Origin of the sequence: Coleofasciculus sp. G2-EDA-02, assembly GCF_040226375.1 — a bacterium.
GTDB lineage: Bacteria > Cyanobacteriota > Cyanobacteriia > Cyanobacteriales > Coleofasciculaceae > Coleofasciculus.
The window spans coordinates 82,702-99,242 of record NZ_JAVKEW010000070.1 but is presented as its reverse complement, the minus strand read 5'-3'; the positions used below and the strand labels follow the sequence as shown (position 1 = coordinate 99,242).

The window sequence follows — 16,541 nt, the reverse complement described above, 5'->3', positions numbered from 1 at the left end:
TACTCAAATGAGAAAGCAAACAGCCTGAAACCTAGCCTACTCTAAATTACACCAAACTGCGTATATAAATCGAGCAATTTTACCAAAACTTCAAATCCTTAGTTAAGTTAAGGTAGATACACCTCATCGGCTGATAATTGTTTCAACCCGCCTCATACCGAGTTGCGCTCAAACATAGTAGATAGGGGAAGCAGGGGAAGCAGGGGAGGCAGGGGAAGCAGGGGAGGCAGGGGAAGCAGGGGAAGCAGGGGAGGCAGGGGAGGCAGGGGAAGCAGGGGGAGAGAAAGTTATATCTTTGAATGCAACTTGGTATCAAACCCTCACCCATGACAAATAACAAATGACGAGCCTTACCAACCTTGAGTTGAGCGCACTCGCTGAACCTTTTCACGGCTTGTCGCTTTGATTTCGGCTTGAATCGTTGCCGATTGCACCAATCCTAACTCCTCAGCAAGGCGCTCTAATAATTCGCCCCAACGTTTTGAGACAGCACTTTGAGTTTTTACGCCCAAATCAGCCGCCAGTTGCACTTGGGTTCTGCCCTCTACCTTACCATACCAGAGTTTTTGATAACCCCGATTCGGATGGCGTTTATCCAGCCTTGAAACCGCATCAATGGCGCGGCTGACTAAATCAGCACGCTCTACAGTATCCAATAAATCCAACTCATCCTGTATCGTTTCTAACAAAGGCAAATCCGTTCCGGGAATGGTTTGATCTAAACTGGTACAGTGTTGTTTTTTCTCTTTCCGAACCAAATCAATAATCGCAAAACGAGCCACCATTGCCGCCCAGTGATAGAAGTCTTGGACATCCCCTTGGTGGAACTTTCCAGCCATGACAGCTTGAAACACTTTAGCATGGGCAGTTTGGGCAGCATCTTCCCAGGAAACAGCCGTACCTCTGGTATTTTTCCGGGCAATTCTTTCAATTGTCCGTTGATGTTCCAAGTGGCTCAGAAGTTGTCCAAAAACCAGACAATCTCCCTTGAGACAGCGTTTTATTGGGGCTTCAGGAAGAAGAGCGTGATTAAATTGCTGAGTCATATCCAGTCTGGCTAAAGAGTATATTATGTGCCTTGTTTGGTCAAATGGGTTGACTGTGTAGAAAAATTCACGGGGAAAAGAGACTCCTACACATCTGTGTACAAGTCATAGATGAGCTGAAAGCATTACATCATAGCAAAGGTATGGAAAGGTTGATAGGGAAATAACCCCACCTGCGGCTAACTAGGTGGAAAAACCTATGACTACAGGCGGGGCGTTGTTGTTCCAGTTTTGGCGTAAGCACCGGGTTCTAATCGCAACGACTTAACTGACAACAAAAGTTTTTTCGGGGATTTCGGAATAGTTTGCTTTGAGGATTCGTTACAGATAAACTCAGAATAGCTTATTCAGCGACTCATAAACCCAAATCAACAAGAAGAAGACGGTTGGCTTAAGTCCACGCCCTAAAAAATGTATTATCTTCCCAAGCCTGTGCTGTGCGCTGTTCAATCGCCGCCAACTCCATCTCATCCAAGGGCTGAAAACGGCTGGCTACGTCCACATTTGACTCTAACTGTGGCACATCTTCCGCCGCAATCACGGCGCAGTGAACCCCAGATTGAGAAAGGGTATATCCTAGCGCCTGGTGCATCCCCTCTAAGACACCGGATTTAAACAACCGCCCATAGGCGGGAACTTTCATGGCAATCACACCCACCTTTCTCCTTTGAGCAACGGGTAAAACCGTGGGGATAAATGGACGGGGGTGGTGCTTATCCGCCGCATTAATACAAACCAGAGTAGTATCAAAGGGATAACGCTGCAATCCTGCCGCAATCACATCAGGTTCGTGGTGTCCGGTAATCCCACAGTATTTAATCAAGTTTTGGGCTTTGGCTTCTTCTATGGCTTGAGCCGCCCCAGTTGGGCTAAAAATAGTATCAAGTTCTTCGTGAAACGAGACGTGGTGCAATTGCCACAAGTCCAAATAATCGGTATTCAAGCGTTTAAGCGATCGCTCCAACTCCCGCCACGCCCCATCGCGATCGCGGGCGGCGGTTTTACTGGCGAGAAATACCTGCTGTCGGTAGTTTGGTAAGATTTTACCGAGATAGTCTTCACTCGGTCCATAACTCGCTGCTGTATCAAAGTAACGAATCCCCAATTCTAACGCCCGTTGAATAATCGCCAACGCATCCGCTTCCTGGTTGGGCTTGGATAAGGGTGTTTTCCCTGCCCCTCCTAAGCCTAAAATAGGTAAAGAAACCCCCGTATTCCCTAACATCCGTTCCGGCATTGTGGTGGTTCTAGAGACTGACATGGCGATGGTTGACCCTGACTGCACCTGGGAAGCTGAGGGTTGATTTTGTTTCCACACCGCACTCCCCACTATTCCTCCTGCTACCGCCATACCCGTGAGTAGAAATGTGCGTCGGTTTGTTTTTTCGGACATGCACTACACCTCCAGCCTTTCTTTCCATTGTGCTGACTTTGCTTAAGTTTGCAATAAGTAGCCGGACAAAATTCAAGTTGACGGTTGAGATTTGGGAACTCTTAACAGGGAACAGGGAATTCTAGAACTCAACACTCAGTCGGGGCGGGTTTAGTTACATCTAGGTGAGGTAAGAAACGATAGTAGTCAAACCCGCCCCTACAACTCAACTCTCAACACTTAATGTCCAAACCCCATCCCAATCCGGAGGTGGTGGAGAGTCTAGCCAATACAAACAGCGCTGGATATGTAGTCTCGCTGGCTTATCACCGCCATCAATTGCCAAAACCTGGGAAAATTCCCCGATCGCGAGGGCAAATTGCTGGTTTAGGTAATAGCGACGCCCTTGTTGATAATGGTCAATAATCTGTTCTTGTTGACTAGAAAGAGACTGAGAACGAAGTCCGAGAAGTTCATAGATAGCAATGGATTGGGCTTTACTCTTGAGGGGGAGGCGATCAAGTTCCCGCACCCAGACGCGATCGCGACAGTGTTTATAAATAGTTTCACTAATAATAATGTCACTGCCATAATCGCGACTCCCTTGTTCGAGTAATGAGGTAAAGTTAACAATATCACCCGACAATAGGGGTTGAGAACTATTCTGACTCAGATGGACTCTGTCGGCGTGAATGCCAATACCCAGGTGAGGCATTGGCTGATTGGGCGTCAAATGGCTACGATTAAACTCAGTTAGCTGTTGGCGCATGTCTAGAGCTGCTTGTACTGCATACCACGCGCGATCGCTTACAGGTAAGGATGTATCAAACACAGCAATTAGCGCATCACCAATATATTGATTTAAAGTACCTTGATACTTCAATACAGCCTGCACCATCAATTCACAATAGTGATTGAGCATTGAAACAACGGTTTCCGCTTCCATGTCTTCCATCAAGTTGGTATAGCCTTGAATATCAGCACATAAAATTGCCACATTGGGGTGAGCCAATAACTGGCTCTGATGTTTTTTTAGAAATTCCTGGCTTAGTTCCTGGCTGACTTGGTGATAGGCTGGTACTTGGGGGGAACTCGTCCCATTGATTTCTTTAAGAACGACGACAAGTCCGTAAAAATTATTCGAGCCGTTGTTCTCCGCGATCGATCGAATCGATAAATCAATCGAGTATTCCTGATCGTTGGCGATAACCGTATGAGGCGCGTGATAGTCCTGGCGTTCAGTTAAAGTCCCTTGGACTAAATGGGCAAAGTTCCTCTCTTTAACCTGAATAAAATCGCCAATCCAACTCCCTTCAACCCCATCTAACTCACCGATGTTGAGGAGCTGATGGGCTTTTTCATTTACGGTAATAATTCGACCCAATGCATCTGTATATATTACTCCATTATCTAGAGTCTTTAAAATAAGGCGTTGAATTTCTTCCTGCTGCTTCAGCGACGCGAATTGCCGTGAATTTTGCAAAGCGATGCCAACTTGCAAGGCAAATGCTCCCATCAGTTGTTGATCCGCTTGACTAAAACTTGCCTTAAATATGTCCGGGGGAATGGGCCAAGTATCGGGGTCATAGATGGGAAAACGTCCCCGTTTCTTTTTGTTAATTAATTCCAGTACACCCAATACTTCGTTATCGGGAGACACAACGGGCAGACAAAGTAAACTACAGGTACGATACCCAATACGGCAATCCCTTTTTTTTATCCGATCAACACCGGGGTGGATATAGAGGTCAAAGGGAATATTCAAGGCTTTGCCTGACTTAGCTACTTTACCGACAAAGCCGACGCCAATTGGGTGACGCTCCTCGTGAGGAGTACCCGCCTCAGTTTCTACCTTTGTCCATAGTTCCTGGCAGTCCCAATCTATCAGCCATAAACGACTGCGATCGGCATTCATTAATTCATTGGCTTCTTGAATAATAATCTGAAGGGTAGCATCAAAATTTAATCCGCCCTGACTAATTGTATGAATTGCTTTAATAAAGCTAATAAAAATATCTTGTTTATTGATTTCTGCATAAAGCGCCTGACATCGCTCAACCGTTGAGCGAATCCACGAAGTTGCTCTATTTAACCGCTTTTCATCCTCTTGAGTAAATCCCTCATTGTCAATCTTTTTATCTAAGGGATGATCGGGATTAGCCTCAGGTTTTAGCTTATTAATTAATTGGACAAAAGCAACAATATTATCTTGCTTATTATATAATGGCAGAGACAATAAATTATAAACAATATAGTCAAAACATTGGATTAAATCTAGGTCATTATCTTTACAGTAAAATTTGCCGTCAAAGGGTTTTTCTAAAAAAATCTTCAAATTGGCAATTCCACCAATTCCAGTCGCATTGGGAATTCTTAACTCTAGAGGTTGGGAACCGTTCAAACTTAAAACAAGGCATTGTTCTGGATCATATCGGTCTAACAAAAAAATATGAACCCGATCAACCTGAATAATTTTTTTGAAGCACTGAGCGATTTCTACTAACATTTCTGTTAATATAAAATTCAAGTCCTGGTGATTTGACATCCGTATAGCTCCTCCCTTTCTTCTAACCAGGCAATTGCCCATTTAAGCCGCTTATAGAGATTTATCAGGTAAGATGCTTCTGAAGCAGTGCGATTGGGCGCAACATCTCTACCTGCAATCTACAATTTTGACATGTCTGTGACCTATATTGGCGTCAATTTAAGCTCAAAGCAGAGAAAGCAATGTTCCAGATGTACCATTGCGCTCTGGGTAGCTGGGGGAGCTGGGGGGAAATGTTCCAGACTTAGCATTCTACGTCTAGGAGCTGGGGAAGAGTAAATTAAATTAAAGTTTATCCGAGTAATATTAGGAGCTAACTATCCCTATCCGTTGAGGAGGGAAAAATCGTTTCGTCACTTTTCCCAGAATATTTGGTCGGGGAAGAAAACCCCAATCTTCACTATCATAGCTGTGGTTACGGTTATCCCCCAAGACGAAATAAGAATTGGCAGGAACGGTAATAGGGATAAATGAGTATTGAGAAAGTCCTTGAGGATAGTTCTCTTCCAGAGGCTGAGAATTGATATAAACCCTTCCATTTTGAATCTCTACCCGTTCTCCGGGTAAACCAATAATCCGCTGAATAAATGCCTCTCTAAAATGATTATTTTGCAAGGGTTCCGGCGGTGAAAATAGTACAATATCTCCCCGCTGTGGTGATTTAAAGCGGTAGATTTGTTTATCGACAATAACGTGGTCACCTCTTTGTAACGTTGGCTTCATCTCGTTCGTGACAATGATATGAGTATCAGCAATATGGGTTTTAATAAAGAATATCTGCATGGAAATTATCAGCGAAAATAGAATAGATACAAGCGCCATGCATAAAATGGGTAGCTGATTTCGTTCACGACGAATAGTTGAGGCGATATAAACGTGATAAAAAATTAAAGATTTGAGCAATATCGGCACGAGTTGAACCAGCAGAGATATGACAAAAAAAGTAAAAAATAGAACGCTAAACCACAGACGATTAATATATAAATGACCCGCACCGGGAACTAGGCGCGACAGAAAGACAGCCAGCCATGGATCTTTTTGACTGGTTCTGAGTTTCTCAAAACTTGGAGAGTTGGCTGTCTTAGCACAGTCATAAGCATCAAAGATTCCCCAAATACTCAACGCGAAAGCCGTAATTAATAAAATTTCTCCGATAAAAATATTACCGATTTGACTTAAAATCAACCATCCACTTAAGGCATATAAGCCGACTTGAGTGATAATTAAACTATGCCCTCTGATAATTTTTCCGGCATAAAGCTGACCAATTCCAGGAAAAAATAGGGATAAGTTAACCGCTAACCAAGGTTCTTTTACTGAACTTGGCAAGGAAGGGTGCGGAAATTGAGACATCGGTCTTGCCTTCGATATAGGTATAGCCCAGTAGATACCCCCTGTTAAGATGCTGAATTTAATAAAAGTCTAAGAGATCGGCTTTAATATAACCAACAACAGAGGAGAGTGGCAAGTTAATTTGATGGTCTTCATGAAAACTTATAATCAGGGACTTAAAACACAGGGATATAACCGGGAAATCCAGTCAGTTCCTTATGAATTCCAAAGAGGAGGAAATCAAATGTTGCGGGTGGGAGAGTTTTTTGAATTGGGATAACATTCGACCCTACAGGCGGACATATTCTCCCATTATGAAGTAAGTCTAAGATAAAACTGTGGTATTTGTCAATACCTGCCCGATAAATTATTGCCCAAAAACTAACATTGAATGGGTTAATTTAAGCTCCAGAAACCGTAGGGACGCACCGACGTGCGCCCTTCAAAGTTTCCAAGAATAATCAGGTTTGCTTATCACCCTAGGTACGGGAGAGCCACCCTTGTACGGCTTAGGGGATGGACATGATTGGATATGGAACTTCTTCATTGGTAAGGGGAAAGGGAATTATTTACAGAACTTAATAGTGTTGAGCTTATTTCCCCCAACCTACTGATCAGGTGCTTGTACTTACTGTGTCGTCAAGCATCTATTTTAGAAAATATCCTCCTATTTTAACACTAAACTGAATTAAAGGAGTAGTATTTTTCCTACATTTCATGGAAAAACTCCCCAATCCTTGACAATTCAAAATTTTGGTCAAGTCAATGGATTGACTTCTCCAAAATTTGCTGATTTAATATCCATGGAGTTACGATAGAGATAGACAGTTAGAGAGAGCAGTAAACCCCCAAGCTCAATAAACCGCAAGGAATAGATTTAGCGAGGAGAAAGCTTACTGTTCTTCCTATAGATCCATGACTGGAGTCAAGAGTCTGAGGTAAAAATAAAACGCTGCGAGTTTTAAGTCCAGAACACGAATACCTGAGACGTTTGAGCCAAATATCAAAAAAAAGAACGGTCATGGCTACGTCTAATGTTCAAAAGTTTACACAAGAAACGAGGTAAATAATGCCTATGGTTGGGACATTTGCACCTAACACGTCTACGCAACAGCAAGAGACAGCCAGTGTTTTATGCGAACAATGGCAGGATTTTACTCCCGGTAAATGGACGAATGAAATTAATGTCCGGGATTTTATCCAAAAGAATTATACCCCCTATAAAGAAGACGACTCCTTCCTGGCAGGAGCAACTGAACGGACTAAAATACTCTGGCAAAAAGTCTGCGATTTGATGCAGCAAGAGCGGGAAAAGGGTATTTTAGATGTCGATACCAAAGTTCCCACGAGTATCACCGCCCATTCACCGGGTTATATTGACCAAGACCTCGAACAAATTGTCGGCGTACAAACCGATAAACCTCTGAAACGGGCAATTATGCCTTTGGGTGGTATCCGAGTTGTCAAGAAATCCTTAGAAGCTTACGGCTATCAACTTGATCCCCAAACGGAAGAGATATTCACCAAATATCGCAAAACCCATAACGATGGGGTATTTGATGCCTACACCCGGGAAATGCGGACGGCGCGGCGATCGGGTATTATCACTGGGTTACCGGATGCCTATGGTCGGGGTCGGATTATTGGCGACTATCGCCGGGTTGCATTGTATGGGATCACTCGTTTAATTGCTGATAAAAAACAGCAGCAAGATTCCCTGGAATTCGATGCGATTGACGAGTCGGTTATCCAGCAACGGGAAGAACTTGCTGAACAAATCCGGGCGCTAAAAGAACTGCAAGAAATGGCAGCTAGCTATGGCTATGATATTAGCCGTCCGGCGGCAAATGCCCAGGAAGCGGTGCAGTGGACGTACTTTGGCTATCTGGGTGCGGTGAAGGAACAAAATGGTGCCGCGATGTCTTTAGGACGAGTGTCTACGTTCCTGGATATTTACGTTGAACATGATTTAAATAACGGCACTCTCAACGAATCCGAGGCACAGGAATTAATTGACCATTTCGTGATGAAACTGCGGATGGTGCGCTTCCTGCGGGCACCGGCTTATAATGAACTGTTCTCAGGTGACCCGGTTTGGGTAACGGAAGCCATTGGCGGAATGGGTGAAGATGGTCGTCCGTTGGTGACGAAGACGAGTTTCCGTTTCTTGCATACTCTCAATAACCTAGGTCCTGCACCGGAACCGAATTTAACCGTCCTGTGGTCAGAACGGTTACCGATTAACTTTAAGCGGTTCTGCGCCAAGGTATCGGTGGAAACCAGTTCGATTCAGTACGAGAACGATGACCTGATGCGATCGCACTATGGTGATGATTATGGCATTGCCTGCTGTGTATCGGGAATGCCCATTGGCAAACAGATGCAGTTCTTTGGTGCACGAGTCAACTTGGCTAAAGCCCTACTCTATGCCATTAATGGTGGTAAAGATGAAAAAGCTGGCGATCAAGTCGGTCCAGAACTAGCACCAGTGACCTCGGATTACCTAGATTATGACGAGGTGACGGGAAAATTTGACCAAATGATGGAGTGGTTGGCGAAACTCTACGTCAATACCCTGAATGTGATCCACTATATGCACGATAAATATTGTTATGAGCGTTTGGAAATGGCGCTGCATGACCGGGATGTTTATCGGACGATGGCTTGTGGGATTGCGGGATTGTCAGTGGTTGGCGATGCGTTATCGGCGATTAAATATGCCAAGGTGAAAGTCATTCGCAATGACCAGGGTCTAGCCGTAGACTATGAGGTAGAAGGAGATTATCCTAAATTTGGCAATAACGATGATCAGGTGGATGAAATTACTGCCAACCTGGTGAAAGCGTTTATGGATAAAGTCCGCAAGAACAAGACCTATCGCGGTGCTGTTCCTACCCAATCGATTCTCACGATTACCTCAAATGTGGTGTACGGGAAGAAAACCGGCAGTACCCCCGATGGGCGCAAAGCTGGGGAACCCTTTGCCCCTGGTGCGAACCCAATGCATGGTCGTGATAGCAATGGCGCGATCGCAGCTTTAGCTTCAGTGGCGAAACTGCCCTATGAACATGCCCAAGATGGCATTTCTTATACGTTCTCCATTGTGCCGCAAGCATTGGGTAAGACGGATGATGCTAAGGTGAATAACTTGGTGGGAATGCTGGATGGGTATTTCCATGATGAAGGTCATCATATCAATGTCAATGTCTTCAATCGCGATACCCTGCTTGATGCGATGGATCATCCGGAAAAATACCCGCAGTTAACGATTCGGGTATCGGGTTATGCGGTGAACTTTATTAAATTAACCCGCGAACAGCAACTGGATGTGATTAACCGCACGTTCCACGAACGGATTTAGGTGCAATGACATTTTGGGTTCGCCGAAACCCGTAGGGTGGGCAATGCCCACCAACTAACACGGCAAAGCGAAGGATCACTCACCAGGTTTCCTCGAACCAAGCGAAGTCGGGGCGGGTTTAGTTACATCTGGGTGCTTTCGTAAACGATAGTCGTGAAACCCGCCCCTACACACGGGCGGGTTTAGTTACATTTGGGTGCTTTCGTAAACGATACTCATCAAACCCGCCCCTACACAAAACACGCGCCATGGCGCGTCTGGAACACTCAAAAATCGAACTATGGTAATGCAATCATCAATTTCTCAATCCCCAATCGCCACTCCCCAATCCACAGTAAAAGGACGCATTCATTCCATAGAAAGCTGCGGTACAGTCGATGGTCCGGGTATCCGCTTTGTTATTTTTACCCAGGGTTGTCCGCTGCGCTGTCTTTATTGTCACAATCCTGATAGCCGCTGTATCCGTGAAGGTCAGGAGGTTACTGTTGATGAACTGATCACCCAGATACAAAAGTATCGTTCTTATATGCGCTTTTCCGGCGGCGGCGTTACCATCTCAGGGGGTGAACCCTTGATGCAACCGGAGTTTGTCCGCGAAATTTACCGACGCTGCCAAGATTTGGGGATTCATACTGCCCTGGATACATCTGGTTATGTCAATTTGGATCTGGTCAAACCTGTGCTGGATCATGTAGATTTGGTCTTGTTGGACATCAAGTCCTTTGATCCCAAAATTTACTTTAAGATTACCAACGTTTCCCTAGAACCCACACTCGCATTTGCCCAGTATCTGAGTGAGATTAAAAAGCCAACCTGGATTCGCTTTGTCTTAGTCCCCAACTTATCCGATAATTTAGAGAGTATTGAGGGATTAGCCCGCTTTATCTCGACCTTAGGCAATGTGGAAAAAGTAGAAGTTCTCCCTTTTCACAAAATGGGAGAATATAAATGGGAGCAGTTGGGGTACGACTATCAGCTCAAAAACACGCCTTCGCCCTCGCCCCAACAGGTGCAGCAGGTGATGGAAATCTTCCAAAGACAGGGGCTGAACGTGCAGTAAAATTGAGGTGTAAAATATGGACGGTAAAGAAAATCTCTATTTATGTATGGGTTCAGCGTGCCATCAACTGGGTGTTTATGAAGTATTACCCAAAATTCAGCAGTTGATTAGCACATACAATTTGGGGGATAAAGTTGAATTAAAGGGTTCCTTTTGCCTAGAAACCTGTAGCGCTGGTATTGTGATGAAATTCAAGGATAAATTTTTTGTCAATATCAATGCTAACAATGTCGAGCAAAAGTTTAAACAAGAGATTTTGCCTTGTCTTCAATGATACAGCATCTTGAACAATAAATAATATGGCAAGTAACGATAAAAGTTTGTGGGAACTACTGTGGCAGTATGATCCCAATGGCTTGATTGTCGTGGATAAAAATATGACAATTAAGCTGGTCAATCCCGCCTTTTGCAAAATGTTTAAGGTGGAGCAGGAGGCGGCTGTTGGTCAGTCCGCCTCCCAAATTTTAACAGATGTCAGTGATTTTCAACGGGTCTGGGATAATAATGAGGTGATTCAGGGGAAGGAAAAAGAGTACGCCAATCACCAACTTTATGTCAGAGAAGTTATTTTTCCGATTAAAGAGGAAAATATAATTGCAGCTATTTTTGTGAATATGAGTTATGAGTTACAGCGGAAGCGAGAATTGATAAAGGTTAAGCGGGAAACGGTGGAGAAGGTTAATGAGGTGGTGGATAATCAAATGAAAGTTGTACAAGAAATTGCTGGAATATTGGGAGAAACGACGGCAACGACAAAGGTGAGTCTATTGAAAATTATTCAAATGGTGGAACAGGAGATGGGGTAGAAGGGTAGAAGGGTAGGCGTAGTGTCGTTTAAATGCACAACAGCTTATGAGCAGTGATAACTTTCTGGATATCTATGATTTGAGCTTAAATAAAAAGGGAGAGGAACTGTGTGGCGACAAGGTTAAGTTTATCAAGACGAAGGATAAGAGCACAATTGTTTTATCCGATGGGTTGGGAAGTGGTGTCAAAGCAAACATTCTGGCAACACTGACGACGGAAATATTGATCACCATGTTGAATGCTGACCTGTCCCTAACTGAGGTGATCAAAACGGTGATTGGTACTTTACCAATTTGTCGGGTACGAAAAATTGCTTACGCCACTTTTACGATTATTCGTATTAATCATCAAACCAATAAGTTTAAGGTTATAAACTTTGATAACCCACCAATTTTTCATTTTAGGAGAGGAAAACCTGTACCAGTTGAAACGCGCACGGAGAAAATTATGGAGAAAGACATTGTTATCTCAGAAGGGTATTTAGAACGGGGAGATTTCCTGGGTGCGATTAGTGATGGCGTCTTGTATGCGGGGCTGGGTGAGGTTTTAAATTTTGGCTGGGGCTGGGAAAATATTGCCAAATACATCGAAAGCTTATATATTCGGGATACCTACACTGCCCGTAATATTGTCCGCAAAGTGATTAGCGAAACGCACAGCCTGTATCAAGGGAAAATTGGGGATGATGCCACGTTTGTGGGCGTCTGTGTACGACAGCGTAATGAGTTAATGATTTTTACAGGTCCGCCTTTAGATCAACGGCAAGACAAAGTTTATGTGGAACGTTTATTAAACTTTGAGGGCAGAAAAGTGATCTGTGGCGGAACCACGGGGAATATTGTGGGCAAATATCTGGGCGAAGAGGTGGAAATGGATATTGCCACCATGCGACCGGATCTGCCGCCGATTGGTAAGTTAAGTCAAATTGACTTGGTAACCGAAGGGATATTAACCATCTCGAAAAGCCTAGAAATCTTAAAAAAATGTAAATGTGATATTGATCGCTTACCCACTGACAGCAATGGGGCGGTGCTTCTAGCCAAGGAAATCTTGATGGCGGATTCGGTACTCTTCTTAGTGGGACAGAAAATTAACGAATTTTACCAAAATCCGCTGTTACCCAAAAACATTTCCATCCGCCGAAATTTAGTAGAAGAGGTAGTGAAATATTTGCAAAACCATAAAAAAGAAGTCCAGTTAGAATACTGCTAACACCAATTGGGGTAATGAGAATGAATGCCACCCTTAGGACCGATTTAGGACAAGCCAATCCAAATCCTCAGTCATGGGTGGTGATTGGCTATGGGAATACGCTGCGGCGGGATGACGGTGTGGGTCAAGTTGTGGCAATGCAGGTGCAAGAGTGGGGATGGCTTGGGGTGCGATCGCTCCCCATACACCAACTGACCCCAGAACTGGCACAAACCTTAGCTACTGTGGATGGGGCTATCTTTGTCGATGCTTATCCCGTTACTGGAAAGAAAGCCTTGGTGCAAGTCTTTCCGCTGCGATCGGGGGAGGCTGATTCTGTCCCATTCGGGCATCATTGTGATCCGCGATCGCTCTTAGCTCTAGCCCAAGCCCTTTATAATCATTCTCCCCCCGCTTGGTTGGTTACCATTCCCGCTGTTGACTTCGAGTTTGGCGAAACCCTCTCACCCATTGCCCAACAGGGAGTTACCGATGCCCTCATTCATATTCATCGCTTGTTGGCAACACAAGGGGAGTCGCCGACTCAAGAATCATCAGGTTGCGCCGATATGAGGGAGATGAGGGAGTTGTGAGTTAAATCTCGCACTCAGTCTGGGCGGGCGCGAGTCCCATCTTTTGTGAGGTAAGAAACAATAGTAGTAAAACCCGCCCCTACACAATCAAAACCTCTTCCCCACCTTCTCCAACTCAGATGGCAGATTATCAGGGAGAACCCTAGGCTTGAGTCCTTGGGTGTTCAGCGTTAACCGTTCCGTTCAATTTTTCCCAGATTAATTAATAAGGAAAGGAAAAAACAATGGTTAAGCCACTTAAACCAACCACCGATCCAGCTTATGATATTCTGCGTTCCGAACGTCAACCCCTGCACTCCTTCTTCGCCCCCGATACAGTTGCAGTTATTGGGGCGACGGATAAAGAGGGAAGTGTAGGGCGAACCCTACTGTGGAACTTAATGAGTAATCCCTTCGGGGGAACCATTTTTCCCGTGAATCCCAAACGGCATAATGTCCTAGGGATTCCCGCCTATCCCAGCATTAAAGAAATACCCGATCGCGTGGATCTGGCGATCATTGCCATACCCGCCCCCTTGGTACCCGGAGTTATCCAAGAGTGCGTTGATGTTGGCGTCAAAAGCGCGATTATTATTTCGGCAGGATTTAAAGAAATTGGTCCCAAGGGAGTTGAGTTAGAACAAAAAATCCTGGAAACCGCCCGGGGCAAAATGCGAATTATTGGTCCCAATTGCCTGGGTTTAATGAGTCCGCGCACCGGGTTAAATGCTACCTTTGCCAGTACCATGGCGCGTCCGGGTAATTTGGCGTTTATTAGTCAGAGTGGGGCATTATGTACCGCTGTCCTCGATTGGAGTTTCTGGGAAAATGTCGGCTTTAGCGCCTTTATTTCCATTGGTTCCATGATTGATGTGAGTTGGGGGGATCTGATTTACTATCTCGGAGATGATCCCCACACCCATAGCATCGTCATTTATATGGAATCCATTGGTGATGCCCGCTCCTTCCTCTCAGCAGCGCGGGAAGTGGCATTAACTAAGCCGATTATCGTGATTAAAACTGGGCGAACTGAAGCCGCTGCCAAGGCATCAGCGTCCCATACCGGTTCCCTAGCAGGTAGCGATGATGTCCTTGATGCCGCATTCCGCCGCTGTGGGGTGGTGCGCGTGAATACCATCTCCGAACTGTTTGATATGGCAGAGGTATGGGCGAAACAACCCCGTCGTCCCAAAGGACCTCGCTTAACGATTATTACCAATGCCGGCGGACCCGGAGTTTTGGCGACAGACGCCCTGATTAGCGCTGGCGGTGAACTGGCAGAACTATCTGAGGGGACAATAACTGCCCTCAACGAAATCTTGCCGCGCCATTGGAGTCATGGCAACCCCATTGATATTCTCGGTGATGCTGATCCCGATCGCTATACCAAAGCCTTAGATATTGCCGTTGACGATCCCAACAGTGATGGCTTGCTGGTGATCCTGACGCCCCAAGCCATGACTGATCCCACCCAAATTGCCGAACAGTTAAAACCCTATGCCCAGAAAGCAGGTAAACCCGTGTTTGCCAGTTGGATGGGGGGATCAGAAACGAAAACCGGGGAAACCTTACTCAACCGTGCCAGTATTCCCACCTATCCCTACCCCGATGATGCGGCGCGGTTATTTAATTTAATGTGGCAGTACAGCTACAACCTGAGTGGGATCTATGAAACGCCGATTCTGCCCTCATCCGAAGAAATCGGACCCGATCGCGCTTGTGCCCAGCAGATGATTGAAACCGCACGCAAGGCGGGGCGGACGATTCTGACGGAGTTGGAATCGAAACAGCTTCTTGCCGCCTATAATATCCCAATTGTGCATACAGGGGTGGCGAAAACGGAAGAGGAAGCGGTGAATTGGGCGAATTCCCTGGGGTATCCCGTGGTGCTCAAACTCTTCTCCGAAACCATTACCCATAAAACTGATGTGGGTGGGGTGCAGTTGAATCTCACCGATGCGGATGCGGTACGCTGGGCGTTTCGGGGGATTCAATCCTCCGTGACAGAGAAAGTCGGTGCCCACCATTTCTTGGGCGTTACGGTTCAGGAAATGGTGCGTTTGGATGGTGCTTATGAATTGATTATTGGCAGCAGTGTCGATTTGCAATTTGGCCCGATTTTAGTCTTCGGATCGGGTGGGCAGTTAGTGGAGGTGTTTAAAGACAGCGCGATCGCACTACCTCCGTTGAATACCACCTTAGCGCGGCGGATGATGGAACAAACCAAAATCTACAAAGCGCTTAAAGGGGTGCGGGGACGTAAACCTGTGGATTTGACAGCACTAGAACAAATTCTGGTGCAATTTAGCCAGTTAGTCATCGAACAACGCTGGATTAAAGAAATTGACATTAATCCCCTGCTGGCGTCTTCTGACAAATTAATTGCGGTAGATGCACGGGTTGTGCTGCACGAACCGGATATGCAAGAAGATCAACTCCCCAAAACCGCGATTCGTTCTTATCCCAACCAATACACCTGTCCCTGGAAGCTTACTGATGAGACGCCAGTGAAGATTCGTGCCATCCGTCCGGAAGATGAACCCCTAATTGTCAAGTTTCACACCACCCTATCCGATGAAAGCGTATATTTGCGGTACTTCAATGCCATTAAGCTGAGTCGGCGGATTGCCCACGAACGCTTAACCCGCATCTGCTTTATCGACTATGACCGGGAAATGGCGCTGGTTGGGGATTATAAGAACCCTGAAACCGGAAAGCATGAAATTTTAGGTGTGGCGCGACTGAGTAAACTGCACGGGATTAACGAGGCGGAATTCGCCATGTTAATTAGTGATCCCTATCAGCGTCGGGGATTAGGCACAGAATTACTGCGGCGCATTGTGCAAATTGGGCGGGATGAGAAACTCAGCCGGATTACGGCAGAAATTCTCGCCGAAAATATCCCCATGCAGAAAGTGGCGGAAAAAGTGGGATTCCGTCTCTCCCGTGCGGGGAATGAATTAGTCAAAGCCGAGATTAATTTATCGTAACTCTGTTTCCCTCGTTTCCCTCGTTCCCAGGCTCTGCCTGGGAATGCTCTTGTGGAGGCTCTGCCTCCTTTAACAGCGGCACAGTTGCTTAGAGGGCATTTTTTTCTAGTTATTGAAAACGAGAATAAAAGGCTCTTTTACAGGTTGTAGAGACATTCCCTCGAAGTCTCTAGGATGTTTGGGCGGACTGTCCAAAAAAGGGGGAGTTACCCGGATTTGGCATTATCTGTAGGGGCATAGCACTGCTATGCCCTTGAAAGTGGGT

11 protein-coding genes are annotated in these 16,541 nt (G+C 45.5%); 7 read left to right on the top strand and 4 right to left on the bottom strand.

Annotated features, from left to right (window positions below):
* Positions 1 to 350: 350 nt before the first annotated feature.
* The 4 genes from RLO19_RS07130 to lepB form a co-directional block, all read right to left on the bottom strand.
* Positions 351 to 1,046, bottom strand: a complete 696-nt coding sequence (locus RLO19_RS07130) for a sigma-70 family RNA polymerase sigma factor (RefSeq protein ID WP_446355071.1) — start codon at positions 1,044 to 1,046, stop codon at positions 351 to 353.
* A gap of 391 nt (positions 1,047 to 1,437) precedes the next feature.
* Positions 1,438 to 2,439, bottom strand: a complete 1,002-nt coding sequence (locus RLO19_RS07125; protein WP_446355069.1) for an aldo/keto reductase — start codon at positions 2,437 to 2,439, stop codon at positions 1,438 to 1,440.
* Between the two features lie 205 nt (positions 2,440 to 2,644).
* Complete coding sequence (locus RLO19_RS07120) at positions 2,645 to 4,963, bottom strand: GAF domain-containing protein (RefSeq protein ID WP_446355067.1); 2,319 nt, start codon at positions 4,961 to 4,963, stop codon at positions 2,645 to 2,647.
* Between the two features lie 306 nt (positions 4,964 to 5,269).
* Entirely contained in the window at positions 5,270 to 6,316 is a 1,047-nt protein-coding gene (lepB, locus tag RLO19_RS07115) for a signal peptidase I (protein ID WP_446355065.1), read from the bottom strand.
* 1,054 nt (positions 6,317 to 7,370) lie between these two features.
* On the opposite strand from lepB, the gene pflB reads away from it, so the two are divergent.
* The 7 genes from pflB (at position 7,371) to RLO19_RS07080 (ending at position 16,276) form a co-directional block, all read left to right on the top strand.
* Entirely contained in the window at positions 7,371 to 9,656 is a 2,286-nt protein-coding gene (gene pflB / locus RLO19_RS07110) for a formate C-acetyltransferase (protein ID WP_446355063.1), read from the top strand.
* Positions 9,657 to 9,942: 286 nt separating this feature from the next.
* Positions 9,943 to 10,716, top strand: a complete 774-nt coding sequence (gene pflA / locus RLO19_RS07105; protein WP_446355096.1) for a pyruvate formate-lyase-activating protein — start codon at positions 9,943 to 9,945, stop codon at positions 10,714 to 10,716.
* 16 nt (positions 10,717 to 10,732) lie between these two features.
* Complete coding sequence (locus RLO19_RS07100) at positions 10,733 to 10,990, top strand: (2Fe-2S) ferredoxin domain-containing protein (RefSeq protein WP_446355061.1); 258 nt, start codon at positions 10,733 to 10,735, stop codon at positions 10,988 to 10,990.
* Positions 10,991 to 11,015: 25 nt separating this feature from the next.
* Positions 11,016 to 11,522 carry a PAS domain S-box protein gene (locus tag RLO19_RS07095; protein WP_446355060.1) on the top strand — a complete coding sequence of 169 codons (507 nt, stop codon included), beginning with the start codon at positions 11,016 to 11,018 and terminating at the stop codon, positions 11,520 to 11,522.
* A gap of 46 nt (positions 11,523 to 11,568) precedes the next feature.
* Positions 11,569 to 12,735 (top strand): SpoIIE family protein phosphatase, encoded by a 1,167-nt coding sequence (locus RLO19_RS07090; RefSeq protein WP_446355058.1) that lies wholly within the window; start codon positions 11,569 to 11,571, stop codon positions 12,733 to 12,735.
* Between the two features lie 20 nt (positions 12,736 to 12,755).
* Complete coding sequence (locus RLO19_RS07085; protein ID WP_446355056.1) at positions 12,756 to 13,307, top strand: hydrogenase maturation protease; 552 nt, start codon at positions 12,756 to 12,758, stop codon at positions 13,305 to 13,307.
* A 224-nt stretch (positions 13,308 to 13,531) separates the two neighbouring features.
* Entirely contained in the window at positions 13,532 to 16,276 is a 2,745-nt protein-coding gene (locus tag RLO19_RS07080) for a bifunctional acetate--CoA ligase family protein/GNAT family N-acetyltransferase (protein ID WP_446355054.1), read from the top strand.
* Positions 16,277 to 16,541 lie beyond the last annotated feature (265 nt).

What these genes read in the sequence shown, in the direction of transcription:
- RLO19_RS07090 (WP_446355058.1), top strand. Translation starts at nt 11,569, where the DNA reads ATGAGCAGTGATAACTTTCTGGATATCTATGATTTGAGCTTAAATAAA.
- pflB (WP_446355063.1), top strand. Translation starts at nt 7,371, where the DNA reads ATGGTTGGGACATTTGCACCTAACACGTCTACGCAACAGCAAGAGACA.
- RLO19_RS07095 (WP_446355060.1), top strand. Translation starts at nt 11,016, where the DNA reads ATGGCAAGTAACGATAAAAGTTTGTGGGAACTACTGTGGCAGTATGAT.
- lepB (WP_446355065.1), bottom strand. Translation starts at nt 6,316, where the DNA reads ATGTCTCAATTTCCGCACCCTTCCTTGCCAAGTTCAGTAAAAGAACCT.
- RLO19_RS07100 (WP_446355061.1), top strand. Translation starts at nt 10,733, where the DNA reads ATGGACGGTAAAGAAAATCTCTATTTATGTATGGGTTCAGCGTGCCAT.
- RLO19_RS07120 (WP_446355067.1), bottom strand. Translation starts at nt 4,963, where the DNA reads ATGTCAAATCACCAGGACTTGAATTTTATATTAACAGAAATGTTAGTA.
- RLO19_RS07080 (WP_446355054.1), top strand. Translation starts at nt 13,532, where the DNA reads ATGGTTAAGCCACTTAAACCAACCACCGATCCAGCTTATGATATTCTG.
- RLO19_RS07085 (WP_446355056.1), top strand. Translation starts at nt 12,756, where the DNA reads ATGAATGCCACCCTTAGGACCGATTTAGGACAAGCCAATCCAAATCCT.
- RLO19_RS07130 (WP_446355071.1), bottom strand. Translation starts at nt 1,046, where the DNA reads ATGACTCAGCAATTTAATCACGCTCTTCTTCCTGAAGCCCCAATAAAA.
- RLO19_RS07125 (WP_446355069.1), bottom strand. Translation starts at nt 2,439, where the DNA reads ATGTCCGAAAAAACAAACCGACGCACATTTCTACTCACGGGTATGGCG.
- pflA (WP_446355096.1), top strand. Translation starts at nt 9,943, where the DNA reads ATGCAATCATCAATTTCTCAATCCCCAATCGCCACTCCCCAATCCACA.